At 72.2% G+C, this 12,666-nt stretch carries 13 protein-coding genes; 2 read left to right on the top strand and 11 right to left on the bottom strand.

Translation table 11 applies throughout. The features are described from left to right. Nucleotides 1-46 precede the first annotated feature (46 nt). The 5 genes from DSY14_RS29405 to DSY14_RS00205 all read right to left on the bottom strand — a co-directional run bounded on the left by DSY14_RS29405 (nucleotide 47) and on the right by DSY14_RS00205 (nucleotide 3,220). The gene (locus DSY14_RS29405) at nucleotides 47-325 is read right to left on the bottom strand and encodes a hypothetical protein (protein WP_307851084.1); all 279 of its coding nucleotides are present in this window, start codon (nucleotides 323-325) and stop codon (nucleotides 47-49) included. A gap of 384 nt (nucleotides 326-709) precedes the next feature. After that, a complete protein-coding gene (locus tag DSY14_RS29400) occupies nucleotides 710-904 on the bottom strand; it encodes a hypothetical protein (protein ID WP_307851083.1) in 195 nt (64 codons plus the stop codon). Between the two features lie 117 nt (nucleotides 905-1,021). Then, nucleotides 1,022-2,008, bottom strand: coding sequence for a sigma-70 family RNA polymerase sigma factor (locus tag DSY14_RS00215; protein WP_211714336.1), 987 nt, complete (start codon nucleotides 2,006-2,008; stop codon nucleotides 1,022-1,024). Between the two features lie 119 nt (nucleotides 2,009-2,127). Next, nucleotides 2,128-2,526, bottom strand: coding sequence for a glyoxalase/bleomycin resistance/extradiol dioxygenase family protein (locus DSY14_RS00210; protein ID WP_211714335.1), 399 nt, complete (start codon nucleotides 2,524-2,526; stop codon nucleotides 2,128-2,130). 310 nt (nucleotides 2,527-2,836) lie between these two features. After that, the gene (locus tag DSY14_RS00205) at nucleotides 2,837-3,220 is read right to left on the bottom strand and encodes a VOC family protein (protein WP_211714334.1); all 384 of its coding nucleotides are present in this window, start codon (nucleotides 3,218-3,220) and stop codon (nucleotides 2,837-2,839) included. Nucleotides 3,221-3,459: 239 nt separating this feature from the next. On the opposite strand from DSY14_RS00205, the gene DSY14_RS00200 reads away from it, so the two are divergent. Both DSY14_RS00200 and DSY14_RS00195 read left to right on the top strand, forming a co-directional pair. Continuing rightward, a complete protein-coding gene (locus tag DSY14_RS00200; protein ID WP_211714333.1) occupies nucleotides 3,460-4,509 on the top strand; it encodes an NAD(P)-dependent alcohol dehydrogenase in 1,050 nt (349 codons plus the stop codon). 246 nt (nucleotides 4,510-4,755) lie between these two features. Beyond that, the gene (locus tag DSY14_RS00195; protein ID WP_211714332.1) at nucleotides 4,756-5,541 is read left to right on the top strand and encodes an SDR family oxidoreductase; all 786 of its coding nucleotides are present in this window, start codon (nucleotides 4,756-4,758) and stop codon (nucleotides 5,539-5,541) included. 46 nt (nucleotides 5,542-5,587) lie between these two features. On the opposite strand, the gene DSY14_RS00190 is transcribed toward DSY14_RS00195, so the two are convergent. The 6 genes from DSY14_RS00190 to DSY14_RS00165 form a co-directional block, all read right to left on the bottom strand. Then, entirely contained in the window at nucleotides 5,588-6,397 is an 810-nt protein-coding gene (locus tag DSY14_RS00190; RefSeq protein ID WP_211714331.1) for a DUF1295 domain-containing protein, read from the bottom strand. Beyond that, nucleotides 6,394-7,701 carry a cyclopropane-fatty-acyl-phospholipid synthase family protein gene (locus DSY14_RS00185; RefSeq protein WP_211714330.1) on the bottom strand — a complete coding sequence of 436 codons (1,308 nt, stop codon included), beginning with the start codon at nucleotides 7,699-7,701 and terminating at the stop codon, nucleotides 6,394-6,396. The genes DSY14_RS00190 and DSY14_RS00185 overlap by 4 nt, the downstream gene beginning before the upstream one ends. After that, nucleotides 7,698-8,936, bottom strand: a complete 1,239-nt coding sequence (locus tag DSY14_RS00180) for a cyclopropane-fatty-acyl-phospholipid synthase family protein (protein ID WP_211714329.1) — start codon at nucleotides 8,934-8,936, stop codon at nucleotides 7,698-7,700. The genes DSY14_RS00185 and DSY14_RS00180 overlap by 4 nt, the downstream gene beginning before the upstream one ends. Further along, nucleotides 8,933-9,694, bottom strand: coding sequence for a DUF1365 domain-containing protein (locus DSY14_RS00175; RefSeq protein WP_307851082.1), 762 nt, complete (start codon nucleotides 9,692-9,694; stop codon nucleotides 8,933-8,935). The genes DSY14_RS00180 and DSY14_RS00175 overlap by 4 nt, the downstream gene beginning before the upstream one ends. Then, the gene (locus DSY14_RS00170) at nucleotides 9,691-10,977 is read right to left on the bottom strand and encodes an NAD(P)/FAD-dependent oxidoreductase (RefSeq protein ID WP_211714327.1); all 1,287 of its coding nucleotides are present in this window, start codon (nucleotides 10,975-10,977) and stop codon (nucleotides 9,691-9,693) included. The genes DSY14_RS00175 and DSY14_RS00170 overlap by 4 nt, the downstream gene beginning before the upstream one ends. 177 nt (nucleotides 10,978-11,154) lie before the next feature. Then, nucleotides 11,155-12,573 carry a PQQ-binding-like beta-propeller repeat protein gene (locus DSY14_RS00165; protein ID WP_211714326.1) on the bottom strand — a complete coding sequence of 473 codons (1,419 nt, stop codon included), beginning with the start codon at nucleotides 12,571-12,573 and terminating at the stop codon, nucleotides 11,155-11,157. Between the last annotated feature and the right edge of the window lie 93 nt (nucleotides 12,574-12,666).

Here is a 12,666-nt window from a genome sequence, read left to right as displayed (position 1 = left end):
GACTCGTCCGTCGGTGTCGGTGTGCCCACGGTCCCGTACTCCCTGATCAGTCCGGGACGCCGGTGTCCTCGAAGTCGACACGGTGGTCGTGGATCCAGGCCTGTCCGCCGCACCGGCTCAGCAGCGTGAACACGACCCTCGGCGTCATGTCACGTACCAGGAGGGCGGCGGGGTGGTCCGAACCCACCTTCTCTTCGCCCCGCCCGCGTCCTTCGGCCACGATGCGTTCGACCCGGCCGCGCCGCCGGTGCTCGTAGGCGGCGAAGGCCCGTGTCGGGTCGGGCAGGTCGCGCAGGCGGAGTGCGAGGACGAGCGCGTCCTCCATCGCCAGGGAAACCCCTGGCCACGGGAACCGGACACCGCGTGGGCCGCGTCGCCCATCACGGCGGCGCGCCCCCGACTCCATCGGGGCAGGGTGGCCAGATCGTAGGTGCCCATGGGGCGAAAGCGCGTGGCCTCGGTCGCCCGCAGGAGGGTGGTGATGTCCGGGAGGTCGTCGGCGAACAACTCCCGGACGTGGCGCTTCCCGTCGGTGTCGGAACGGGCGGCGCTCACCCCGTGGTCGGTCTCGGTGTGGCCGGTGAAGCGTCTGCCGTACTCGATGCGCACGCCCTGTCCCGCGCGGCCTCGGCCGGCACCCGTTGCAGGTCGTCGCGCCGGACGGTGAGGGTGCGCAGCCCGTCCGGGCTCGGGTGCGAGCCGTCCCTCATCACGCCCAGGCGTCGACCGGATCCGTTGACGAACTCGATCGCGGCGGTGGGGGGAAGGCCACGGCCCGCCGCACCGCGTCAAACATGTCCAGAGCGCGCAGGGCGGCCGGCCCGTTCGGCGCCAGGGTCAGGAACGCGCCCAGGCCGTCGCCGGGCCCGTCATGGGCCTCGTGGACGATCGCATCGACTCTCACCCGACGTAACGCCGCGGCGGCGACCCCACCGGCGATCCCGGCTGACGCACGGGTGTCCCGGCGGCTTCCCAGCCCCCGGGACACCCGTGCGGTCCTGCGGCACCGACCGTCGCGTCCTCAGCGCCCCAGGACGGGGTCCAGCCCGAACAGGGGGAAGAGCCCGGTGTCGAAGAAGACCGAGCAGTGCGCGATCCCGTCCTCGGACAGGGTGAGCACGTGGATGCCGAACGCCCGGTGGACGCCGTGCTCGTCGCGCAGGTACATGCCGAAGGCGGGCTGACCGTTGGCGACCGTCGGAACCAGCGCCAGGTCCCCCGGCCTCTGCGCGGGGCACTGGGCGGCGACCAGGCGGGCGATGTGCTCGGGCCCGCGCACCCACGTGGCGAACGGCGGCATCTCGAAGGCGGCCTCGGCGGTGAACAGCGCGGTGAGCGCCGCGATGTCGTAGTTCTCGAACGCGGTGACGTACCCGTCCAGGAGTTCACGCTGCTCGGCGGAGGGTTCGGGGACGCTCTCCTCCTCGGGCAGGACCTCGTCCAGGCGCGCGCGAGCGCGTTGGAGCAGGCTGTTCACGGCCGGGACGGTGGTGTCGAGGATCCCGGCGACCTCGGCGGCGCTGAACCGCAGCACCTCGCGCAGCAGCAGCACGGCACGCTGCTTGACCGGCAGGTATTGCAGGGCCGCGATGAGGGCGAGCCGCACGCTCTCCCGGGTGGCGACCACGGTCCCGGGGTCGTCCGCGGCCGACCCCGAACGGTCGGGCATCGGTTCCAGCCAGGGCACCTCGGGGCTGTCGACGAGGTCGCCCTCGGGATGGTCGGTGGGTCCGCCCAGTCCGGTGGGCAGGGGCCTGCGACCGCGCTTCTCCAGGGCGGTGAGACAGGCCGTGGTGGCGATACGGTGCAGCCAGGTGCGCAGGCTGGAGCGCCCCTCGAAGCGGTCGAGGCCCTTCCACGCGCGCAGGTAGGTCTCCTGGACCAGGTCCTCGGCGTCGTGCGCCGAACCGAGCATGCGGTAGCAGTGCGCGTAGAGCTCACGGCGGTAGGGGCCGATGAGCCGCGCGAAGTCCTGGTCGACGACCGTTCGCTCAGCCACGATCGTCACGCTACGCCTCCCCTACGACGAAACGACATGCCTTCGAACCTTCTTTTGCCGAGCGTTCTCCTGGGCGCGAAGGTGGGGCGGTCCGACCCCTCGGTAGGAGCCGAACAGCCCTCTCGCGGTCACCCCTGTTCCGGGCCGCGCTCCATGGCGGCGAGGTGTTCGGGGCTGAGCTGGATGATCTGCACGTAGTTGCCGTCGGGGTCCCGGGCGGTGGCGAACAGGCTGCCGTCGCGGTCCTCCAACGGGGCCACCCAGGAGGTGTCGCGCTCGTCCATGAGGGCGGCGACCGCTCGGGCGTCGTCGACGTCGAAGTTGAGGATGATCCGGGTGGCGTCGGCCGCCTCGGGGCCGAGGTCGTCACGGTGGTCGATGAGCAGGTGGAAGCTCCCGAACCGCAGCACCCGGTACCCGTCCATGGTGCTGTTCTCGACCGGGTCGAGCACGGCGGCGTACCAGTCGCGCAGGCGGTCGGGATCGGTGCTGGCCAGAAGCATGCTGTCGAGGACGGGGCGCTTCACGGCGGCCTCCCGGTGGTGTCGTTGGTCTGCTTGCACCCGTACCGACTCCGCTGGGGCGGCGGACTCATCGCGCCGCCCCGCAGCCCCGGTGACCCGGCCGTTCCCGGACCGGCGGCGTTCCACGGGTCACCCCCCACGTCGTGCCCGGGACGCCGTCCGCGCACGAGGGGAGCCGGCGCCCGGGCAGGGCGCCGGCGGGGTACGGACCCGGGAAGGTCCGCGGAGAAGGTCGGGGTCCCGTGGCGGGACGGCCCGCCACGGGACCGGGGCGTGGTCCGGCGTCGAGGCCGCGCCCACGCCCCGAGCCCGGTCACTCCTGGATGAGTCCGATGGTGTTGCCCGCCGGGTCGGCGAACCACGCGACCAGGGGCTCACCCCCGCGGACGACGCCCTTCTCGTCGTGCTCGAACGCGTCGTAGCGCAGCATCGTGACGCCGCGACGGACGAGTTCGTCCACGGCGGCGTCGATGTCGTCGACCGGCAGGTTGAGGACGGTGAACACGGCGGGCGCGTGGTCGGGCTTGGGGTAGACGAGCACCACGCGGCCCTCGCCCAGGTCGATCTGGAGCAGGCCGTGCTCCTCCATTCCGGGGACGGGCCGCACGTCCAGCCCGAGCGTGGTGCCGTAGAACTCCCGGGCGGCGTCGGTGTCGGGGACGGCGAAGGAGCCGAAGGCACGGGTGGTGTCGAACATGGTGTCCTCCTCGGTGAGGGTGCTCTCGCCCCGTACCGACCCGGACACCGGGGCGGACTCATCGTGCTGGAGGCGACCGGCGGGTCAAACAATGCGGACGAATCCGTGCACGGCCCTTGGGCGACTCCTCGGAACCCCGGTGTTAACTTCGCGTGGGCGAGACGGCACCTCGCGTGAGGCCGGCTCGCCCTTCGGTGCCCCGGCCGGGGCACCGCGCCTCACGCGAGGGGAGACCGCACATGCGCGCAGTGGTGTTCGAGAACTACGGGGAGTTCCCCTCCCTCACCGAGGTACCGAAACCGGAGCCGGGACCCGGAGACGCGTTGCTGAGGGTGGCCGGGGCCGGTGCGTGCCACTCCGACATCAGCGTGTACCGGCTGTTCGAGGAGGGACAGCCCGGTGCCCAGAAGCCCCCCTTCGTGCTCGGGCACGAGAACGCCGGCTGGGTGGAGGCGGTCGGCCCGGGGGTGAGCGACCGCATCGAGGTGGGCGCCGCCTACATGGCCTACGGTCCGATCGGGTGCGGCCACTGTCGCCAGTGCGCCGAGGGACGGGAGACCTACTGCGAGAACGCGGCGACCATGCCCTACCTGGCCGTCGGGCTCGGTCGGGACGGCGGCATGGCCGAGTACGTGACGGTCCCCGCCCACCACCTCATCCCCTTGGGCGACGCCGACCCGGTGGCGGCCGCGCCCTTGGCCGACGCGGGCCTGACCCCCTACCACGCGATCACCCAGGCGCTCCCGCACCTCCATGGCGGGGGACGGTTCGCGCTGGTGATCGGTCTGGGCGGGCTCGGGCAGATCGGTGTGCAGATCCTCTGCGCCCTGACCGGCGCCACGATCATCGCCACCGACGTCAAGGAGGGGGCGCGCAAGCGCGCCGAGGACAGCGGGGCGATCACGGTCGGGGCCGGCCCCGACCAGGTGGAGCGGATCCGCGCGCTCACGGGCGGCCGTGGCGTGGACGCGGCCTTCGACTTCGTGGGGGCGGGGCCGACGGTGGCCGCCGCCGCGGCCTGCATGGCCCAGGGCGGCCGGCTCAGCGTGGTGGGCATCGGGGGCGGCACCCACGAGTTCTCGTTCTTCACCAACCCCTACGAGTCCTACGTGACCAACACCTACTGGGGTTCGATCAGGGACCTGTGGGAGGTGGTGGACATGTACAAGGCCGGGCAGATCCGCCCGGAGGTGGAACGGTTCTCCATGGACGACGCCCTGGAGGCGTACCGGAGGCTGGAGGCGGGAGAGATCAGCGGTCGCGCCGTCGTGACGCCCAACGCGCGCTGATCGGGGCTCCCCGGGCCTTCGGGGCCGCACCGGCGATCGGGCGTCCGACCCGCCTCGTCCGGGCGAGGTACCGGGCGGCCCTGGCGCGTGGGCCACGGCGCACCAGGGACTCCGGGGTGCCCGATGCGCCACGACGTGGCGGACGGACCGCCCCGCGAGGGCCTTCGGCCAACCCCGCCTGTCACATGAGTCACAGAACCTGTCAGGATTCCCTGGACATCGCCGCATTGCAGTGAAGGGAACGAGATGGATCTGGGAATCGCCGGCAAGGTCGCCCTGGTGACCGCCGCCAGTTCCGGACTGGGGCGGGCCATGGCGGTCGCCCTGGCCTCCGAAGGGGTGCGGGTGGCGGTGACCGGCCGTGACCCCGAACGCCTCCAGGCCACCGTCGACGCCTGTCGTGAGCTGGGCACGGACGCCGTCGGCATCGTGTGGGACCTGGCCGAGCACGGCCGCGCCCGCGCCGTCGCCGACCAGGTCGCCGCCGAACTCGGCCCGGTCGACATCCTGGTCAACAACACCGGTGGCCCGCCGCCCACCCCGGCCCTGGGCCAGGAGCCGGGCCTGTGGCAGGACATGTACGCGGCCATGGTGCTGCCGGTGATCGAGCTGACCGACGCGGTCGTGGGCGGTATGCGCGAACGCGGCTGGGGACGCATCATCACCAGCACGTCGTCCGGCCCGATCGCCCCCATCCCCAACCTGGGGGTGTCCAACACGCTGCGCGCCTCGCTGCACTCCTGGTCCAAGACGGTGGCCAACGAGGTGGCCGCGGACGGCGTGACCGCCAACGTCATCGTGCCGGGCCGGATCGCCACCCCGCGGGTGGAGTCCCTGGACCGGGCCCGCGCCGAGCGCGAGGGGCTGCCGGAGGCGGAGGTCCAGCAGAAGGGCCGCGCCTCGATCCCCGCCGGCCGCTACGGCGACCCGGCCGAGTACGGCGCGGTGGCCGCCTTCCTGGCGAGCCGGCAGGCCGCGTACGTGACCGGTTCGGTGGTGCGCGTGGACGGCGGTCAGGTGCCGTCGGTCTGACCGCCCGGGGGCGTGCCCGAACGCGGGCACGCCCCCGACGGTGTCCTCAGGTGGAGGCGCGGCGCTTGGGCGGCAGGGGGAAGAACGCACTGGTGCGTTCGGTGTACTCCGCCCAGCCGGGCCGGCCGGCCATGTGCTCCTCCATGAGGCGCTGCCCCGACCCCCGTGTGAGCAGGTAGTTCATGACGATCGGGGCGGGCAGGGTGAGCAGCACCCACCAGGAGCCCGCGGCGATGAGGAACAGGCCCCACCACACGCAGGCGTCACCGAAGTAGTTGGGGTGACGGGTCCAAGCCCACAGTCCCCGGTCCATGATCCGACCCTTGTTGGCGGGGTCGGACTTGAAGCGGGCGAGTTGGGCGTCGCCCACCGACTCGAACAGGAACCCGGTGAGCCACAGCAGCAAACCGAGCGTGGCCACCCACCCCCAGGGGCCGGCCGTGAAGGCGGCCACCTGGATGGGCAGGGAGATGAGCAGTACCAGGGAACCCTGGAGCAGGTAGACCACGCGCAGGGCGTACAGGTTCGGGTTCCCGGGAGCCCCCGACAGGAACCGCTCGTAACGCGGGTCCTCCCCCTTGCCCCGACTGCGCAGGCCGATGTGCACCGCCAGACGCACGCCCCACACGCTGGTGAGACCGACGAGGATCCAGGTGCGCACCGGGTCGCCGTGGCCGGTGGCGGTCGCGACGACACCGGTGGTCAGGGCCGCGGCGGCGAAGGCCGCGCCCCAGGCGGAGTCGACCACGCTGTGGCGTCCCAGCCGCACCCCGATGGCGAAGGTCGTGAGCATGACCGCGGCCAGCACCAGGGCGGTCACACCGATGTTGAGGAGGAGCGCGACGCCGGCGCTCATCGGGTCACCTCGGGACGGTGGGCCAGGATCTGGTCGACGCCCATCCGTCCTTCCTCGAAGGCGAGCGACCCGCCGGCCAGGTAGAGCCGCCACACCCGGGCGCTCTGCGGGCCGGCGATCCGCACCAGTTCGTCGTAGCGACGTTCCAGCACGTCCGACCAGGCACGCGCGGTGCGCACGTAGTGCTCGCGCAACGCCCGTACACCGCGCACCTCCAGCCCCGCCGTCTCCAGGAGCCCGAGGGTCTCGCCCAGCGGACGCATGTGCATGTCGGGGGCGATGTAGCGCTCGATGAACGGGCCGCCACCGGGTTGGGCGCCGCGCCGGGACATCTGTTGGACGAACAGGGAGCCGCCCGGCCGGAGCAGGTCGTGGAGGTGTCCCGCGAAGTGCGGGTAGGCCTCGCGCCCCACGTGCTCGCCCATCTCCACGGTGGCCACGGCGTCGAACCCGGCCCCGATGGGTTCGTCGAAGGCCCCCTCGGCGATGTCGCGGTAGTGCAGCAGACGCACGTCCACCAGGTGGTCGAGCCTCTCCTCGGCGGCGCGCCGGACCACGTGGTCGCGTTGGCGCGCGGACAGGGTGACGGCGCACACCCGCACGCCGTACTCGCGTGCGGCGTGCAGTGTGAGCGAGCCCCAGCCGCAGCCCACGTCCAGCAGTCGGTCACCGGCCTCAAGGCCGAGGTCGGTGCAGATGAGGTCGAGCTTGGCGCGTTGGGCCTCGGCCAGCGTCTGCTCGGGCCGCTCGGGGTCCCAGTAGGCGCAGGAGTAGGCCATGGTCTCGTCGAGCAGCAGCTCGTAGAGGTCGTTGCCGGCGTCGTAGTGGTGGGAGACGGCCGCGGCGTCGCGCTCCTTGCTGTGCAATCGACCGCCCATGCGCGCCTCGGTGGGAGGCGCGGGCGGGGGCGGGCCCACCAAACCCAGGACCAGGGCGACGTGGGCCACACGCGCCCACTCGGTGGGGCCGGGCACCGAGGTGCCGTGGGTCGCCACGGACGCCCACACACGGCTCAGGGCGTCGGTGAGGTCGCCCTCCACCTCCAGGCCCCCGGTGACGTAGGCGCGGGAGAGCCCGAGTTCGCCGGGGCGGGCCAGGATGTGCCGCAGTGCTTCGCGGTCGCGCACCGTCACCCGCGGTGCGTCCTCGGGGCCGTACTCGCTCCCGTCCCAGGCGCGCAGCCGTACGGGGGCCACGCCGTTGAGGAAGGCGGCGAGCAGCGGGCCGAGCAGGTGGGCCACCCCGCGCGCGGCGGTCCCGGGCGTGCCCGGGGTGACGGTGGTCGGCTGTTCGGTCGTGGTCATGCGGTGGACTCCAGAGTGATCTGCTCGACGTCGATGATCCCGGAGCGGAACCCGGCCTCGCAGTAGGCGAGGTAGAAGGTCCACATCCGGCGGAAGGTGGGGTCGAAACCCAGGGCGTCGACCTCGTCGGCCGCGTCCGTGAAGGTCCGGCGCCACACCTGGAGGGTGTCGGCGTAGTCCGGGCCGAAGGAGAGTCGGTCGCTGATGCGCAGTCGGGTGCGCGTGGTGAACTCCTGGCGCAGGGCGGTGACCGAGGGGATCAGTCCGCCGGGGAACACGTACTTGTGCATCCAGGTGTAGGAGCCGCGGGAGGCCCGCATGAGTCCGTGTTCCATGGTGATGCTCTGGAGCACCACCTTGCCTCCGGGGCGCACGAGTCGGTCCAGGGCCTCGACGTAGGCGGGCCAGTAGCGTTCGCCCACGGCCTCGATCATCTCGCAGCTGACCACGGCGTCGTAGGAACCGGTGGCGTCGCGGTAGTCGCACAGTTCCACGTCGACCCGGTCGGTCAGCCCCGCCTCAGCGACGCGTTCGCGGGCCAGGTCGCGCTGTTCTCTGGACAGCGTGATGGAGGTGACGTGGGCGCCTCGGCGGGCGGCGCGCACGGCGAGCTCGCCCCAGCCGGTGCCGATCTCCAGGAGTGCGGTGCCCTCCCCCACTCCGGCGGAGTCCAGGAGACGGTCGATCTTGCGTTCCTGGGCGCGCGCGAGCCCGTCCTCGTCGCGGGGATCGTCCTCGGTGAACAGCGCCGAGGAGTAGGTCATGGTGCGGTCCAGGAACAGCGTGAACAGGTCGTTGGACAGGTCGTAGTGGTGGCTGATGTGCCGTCGGGCCGCCGCCTTGGTGTTGCGGTCCGAGGCCGGACGCCGCGGCAGGGTGATGTGCCGCAACGGTTGCAGGGCCCGGGGGACGAGCCGTTCGTAGTGCGTGGCCAAACGCGTGAGCAAGGGGACGAGGTCGGGTGAGTCCCACTCCCCCGCCATGTAGGACTCACCGAACCCGATGAGCCCGTCCTGGGCCAGGCGCGCGTAGAAGGCGTCGGGGTCGCGCAGCCACAGCACCGGGTCGCCGCCCTCGGGCGGGGCGGTGGGACCGGTGTGCAGTCGGATCCCCGACAGCGGTGCGGCCCGCGCCGTGACCAGGCGGGCCGCCGCGGCGCGCAACCGGCCGCGTGGGACCCGGACCACGTCGGGCCAACGCTCGGCGTCCAGGGGGGTGGGGTTGACAGTCGTCATCGTCGCGCTCCTCGTGATACATGCTGTCCGCCCGGATCGTGGTCCGGGCGGTGAACCGGACGCTCCCGCACCGGCAGACCGCGCAGGTAGAGCCGGATGCCGTGGAAGCGGATTCGTGCGGCGTCGACCAGCGGCGCCAGGGGTCGACGCAGGTTCAGCCACAGGAGTGTGCCGAAGGTGAGGGACCGGCGCCGACCGCGCACCGAGGCGGTGAAGGGCGGCTGCCCGTCGCGGTGCAGGGCCACGGTGAGGGCCAGTCGCTCGTCGGGTTCGGGCAGGGAGAGCCGGTAGTGGCCGTCGACGTCGTTGAACGGCGACACGTACATGGCCTTGTCCACCCGGGCGCGCCCGCGTGCGTCGGGGTGGAGCAGGTAGCGGTGACGGTCACCGTAGGTGTTGTGCACCTCGGCCACCACCGCCCGCAGGTCACCGTCGGCGTCGTGGCACCAGAACACGGTGATCGGGTTGAACACGTGGCCGAGGACGCGCGGATGGGCGAGCATGAACACGCGCCCCCCGGTCTCCTCCACGCCCTGGCAACGCAGGAAGTCCTCCAGGTCGGCGCGGATCGTGGCCGCCCGCCCCGACCCGTGGTCGGCGGCGCGGAAGTCGGCCAGCAGGCGCAACGGCCAGGACAGGCGGGGCAGCCGGTCCAGGTCGACGAACCAGTAGAGGGTGCGGTGCGAGAAGGCGTACCGCAGTGGAGACGACCGCGCGTGGGCGACGGTCGCCTCGTACAGGGCCGGGGCACGGGTCACCAGACTCGCCCCAAGGCGGCGGCGGCCTCGACCCCCGCGCGGCAGCCGTCCTCGTGGAAGCCCCATCCGTGGTGGGCTCCGGCGAAGGCGAGGGTGGGGCCGTCCAGGGACCGCAGGCGCTTCTGGGCCGCCACCGATTCCGGGGTGAAGACGGGGTGGCTGTAGTCCATGGTGGCCACCACGCTCTCGGGGTCCACACCACCGTCGTCGTTGAGGGTGACGACGTAGTCGTGTCCGTCGGGCAGGCCTTGGAGACGGTTCATGTGGTAGCTGACCCGCACCGGTTCGTGGTCGGGGGCGCATTCGGGGAGGCGGTGGTTCCAGGAGGCCCAGGTGGTGCGGTCGGCCGGCAGCACGGTGGTGTCGGTGTGCAGCAGGGTGCGGTTGTGCGAGTAGGAGAAGGCGCCCAGGACCTCGCGCTCGGTGTCGGTGGGGGCGTCGAGCAGGGCCAGGGCCTGGTCGGCGTGGGTGGCGACCACCACGGCGTCGAAGTCGATCGACTCGGTGTCGGTGCGCAGGCGCACACCGGTTCCGCCGCGTTCCAGCCCACGGACCGGGGTACCGGTGCGGACCGCGTGCAGGTTCTTGGCCACCCTCTCAACATAGGTGTGCGAGCCGCCGACGACGGTGCGCCAGCGCGGCGAGCCCCAGATTCCGAGCATGCCGTGGTGTTCCAGAAAGGTGAACAGGTGACGGGCCGGGTACTCCAGGGCGGTGCCGGGTGGGCAGGACCACACGGCCGAGACCAGGGGGAGCAGGAAGTGGGTGGTGAAGTACGTCGGGAACCGGTGGCGCGCGATGAAGGCCTCCAGGGTCGGGCCGACCGCGCTCTCCTCCCCGTCCAACCGCCGGGCGGTCCGCAGCAGACGTGCCGCGGCGCGGTGGAACCGGGGGATGTGGACGAGCATGGCGAGGAAGTCGGCGTTGGCGCGCGAACGGTTCGGCCACATGGCGCGCACACCCCGGGCTCCCGCGTACTCCAGGCCACAACCCGCGCAACTCACCGACAGGCTCATCTCGGTGGGTCGGGTGGGGACGTCGAGTTCGTCGAACAACCGCAACAGGTGGGGGTAGGTGCGGCGGTTGTGGACGATGAACCCACTGTCCACACCCAGGGTCGCGCCGTCCGGTCCGGGGAGCCGGTGGGTGTGGGCGTGCCCGCCGAGCCGGTCGTCGGCCTCGAACAGCGTGACGTCGTCGCGGCGGTGCAGGATGTGCGCGGCGGTGAGCCCGGAGACCCCACTGCCGATGACCGCGATCCGCCGTCGATGGTGTGTGCTCATGCGCCCTCTCGTGTCCCATGGTGCTTCTGTCACGAGTTATTCGACGCCGGCGGACGGGTGGATGGGTGGTATTCGGTGAAAAAAGATTCACGGATTCCGAGGGGCTTCTCGGCGCACTTTTCGGTCATGACTTCTCACCGTATGACATGAGGACCGAAACGCGACATGGAGGCGGTGTCAGGGCACCAGTCCGTGGATGTCGGTGACACGTGCGCCGTCGGTGAGATGGGAGACGACCGCGCCCGGCACCGCCAACAGCCGGTGTTCGGCGTCGGCTCGGGAGGTCGGCAGGGACACCGTCCACGCTCCGCCCTCCTCTCCGCCGTCCAACGGGGCCGTGTACACCCGCGCCCGGCCCTCCTCTGTGTCCAGCGTCGGGAGCAGGAGGGTCTGTTCCAACGCCACCGCGTGAGCGAGGTGCGCCTCGGTGACACCCTCCTCGTCGACGGTGACGGAGGCCTCGACCGCGCCTTCGGGGTCCACGCTGAGCGCGTCGAAGGCCCACTCGGCGTCGGGCACGTAGGCCTCGTCAACGCGGTCCACCGCCACCACCAGACCCGAGGTGTCAGCGCGCAGGATCCGCACGCCGGGGTCGACGGGCGACCACGCCTCGTCCACGGCCTCCTCAGGGAAGACGAAACGGCGCCCCTCCACCGGTTCGACCACGAACGGCGTCAGCGGTTCCGGAACGGCCTCGGCCAGGAGTGCCGGTGGTTCGCCCGGGATCGGCGGAGAACGGTCCAACCACCGGAGCGTCACCGTGTCCGCGGCGTCGGTCACCGGCCGCGTGTCGGCCCACAGGACGCGGCCGGTGTAGGGGTCCAGCGCGGTGACGTTGGCGGTCAAAGTCTCGGCCCGGCCGGCGAAGACCAGGGGGTCGTCCGGGAACTCCCCCAGGCTCAGCTCGGCGAGTTCGTCCTCGCCGATACAGGCGTGGACGAGCACCACCCAGCCAGAGACACCGGTGTCCTGCCCGGAGTGGATCAGCGGCTCGCCCTGCGTGGCGCAGACCTCGGTCGGCCACGGTGGGCGGAAGGCCCACAGGTCCTCGCCGTCCTGCGGCGCACGGGCCAGGACGACGCCCCGGTCCGTGGAGCCCGCCGCCAGGTCCGCGGGGAGCGCCCCGGCCTCCCCGGGGGTGAGGGAGTGCAGGTACACCCTCGGGGTGAACACGTTCCACCCACCGGCGAGATCGTCGGCGTGGACCTCCCACTCCCCGACGATCGTGCCGGTGGCGGCGTCCAGGGAGACGAACCGGCCGGGGTCGTCGCCCTCCGGCGGGCGAAGGAAGGAGGCACGTTCCCCCAGAACGCCCCCGCCGGAGGCGACGGGGGCCTGTGGGTCGAGTGCGGGCGCGGTCAGGTCCCGGTAGGTCCACAGTTCCCGTCCGGTGGAGCCGTCCAGGGCGACGAGGCCGTCGGCGAGCAGGGCGACCGGCCCGTGGGTGCCGCGCACGAGGTCGATCACGGTGGTGTCCGCCGGAGGCGACCAACTCCACCCGTGCCCCGGCGGTCCCACCGGATACGCGGCCGGCAGCCCCGGATCCTCCTGCGCGGTCTCGTGGATCAGCCCGGCCCGCTCCTGGTACCAGGACACCGCGGCCACGAGGACGACGAAGAGGACGCCGGCGCCCAGTCCGAGCAGGATCCGGCGACGGAGTCGATCGGTCCCGGCGGGCGGCGCGGGCGC

The sequence above is a fragment of the Nocardiopsis sp. MG754419 genome (assembly GCF_018207095.1).
GTDB lineage: Bacteria > Actinomycetota > Actinomycetes > Streptosporangiales > Streptosporangiaceae > Nocardiopsis.
The sequence above is the reverse complement of the archived record's forward strand: the minus strand, read 5'-3'. Positions and strand labels throughout refer to the sequence as shown.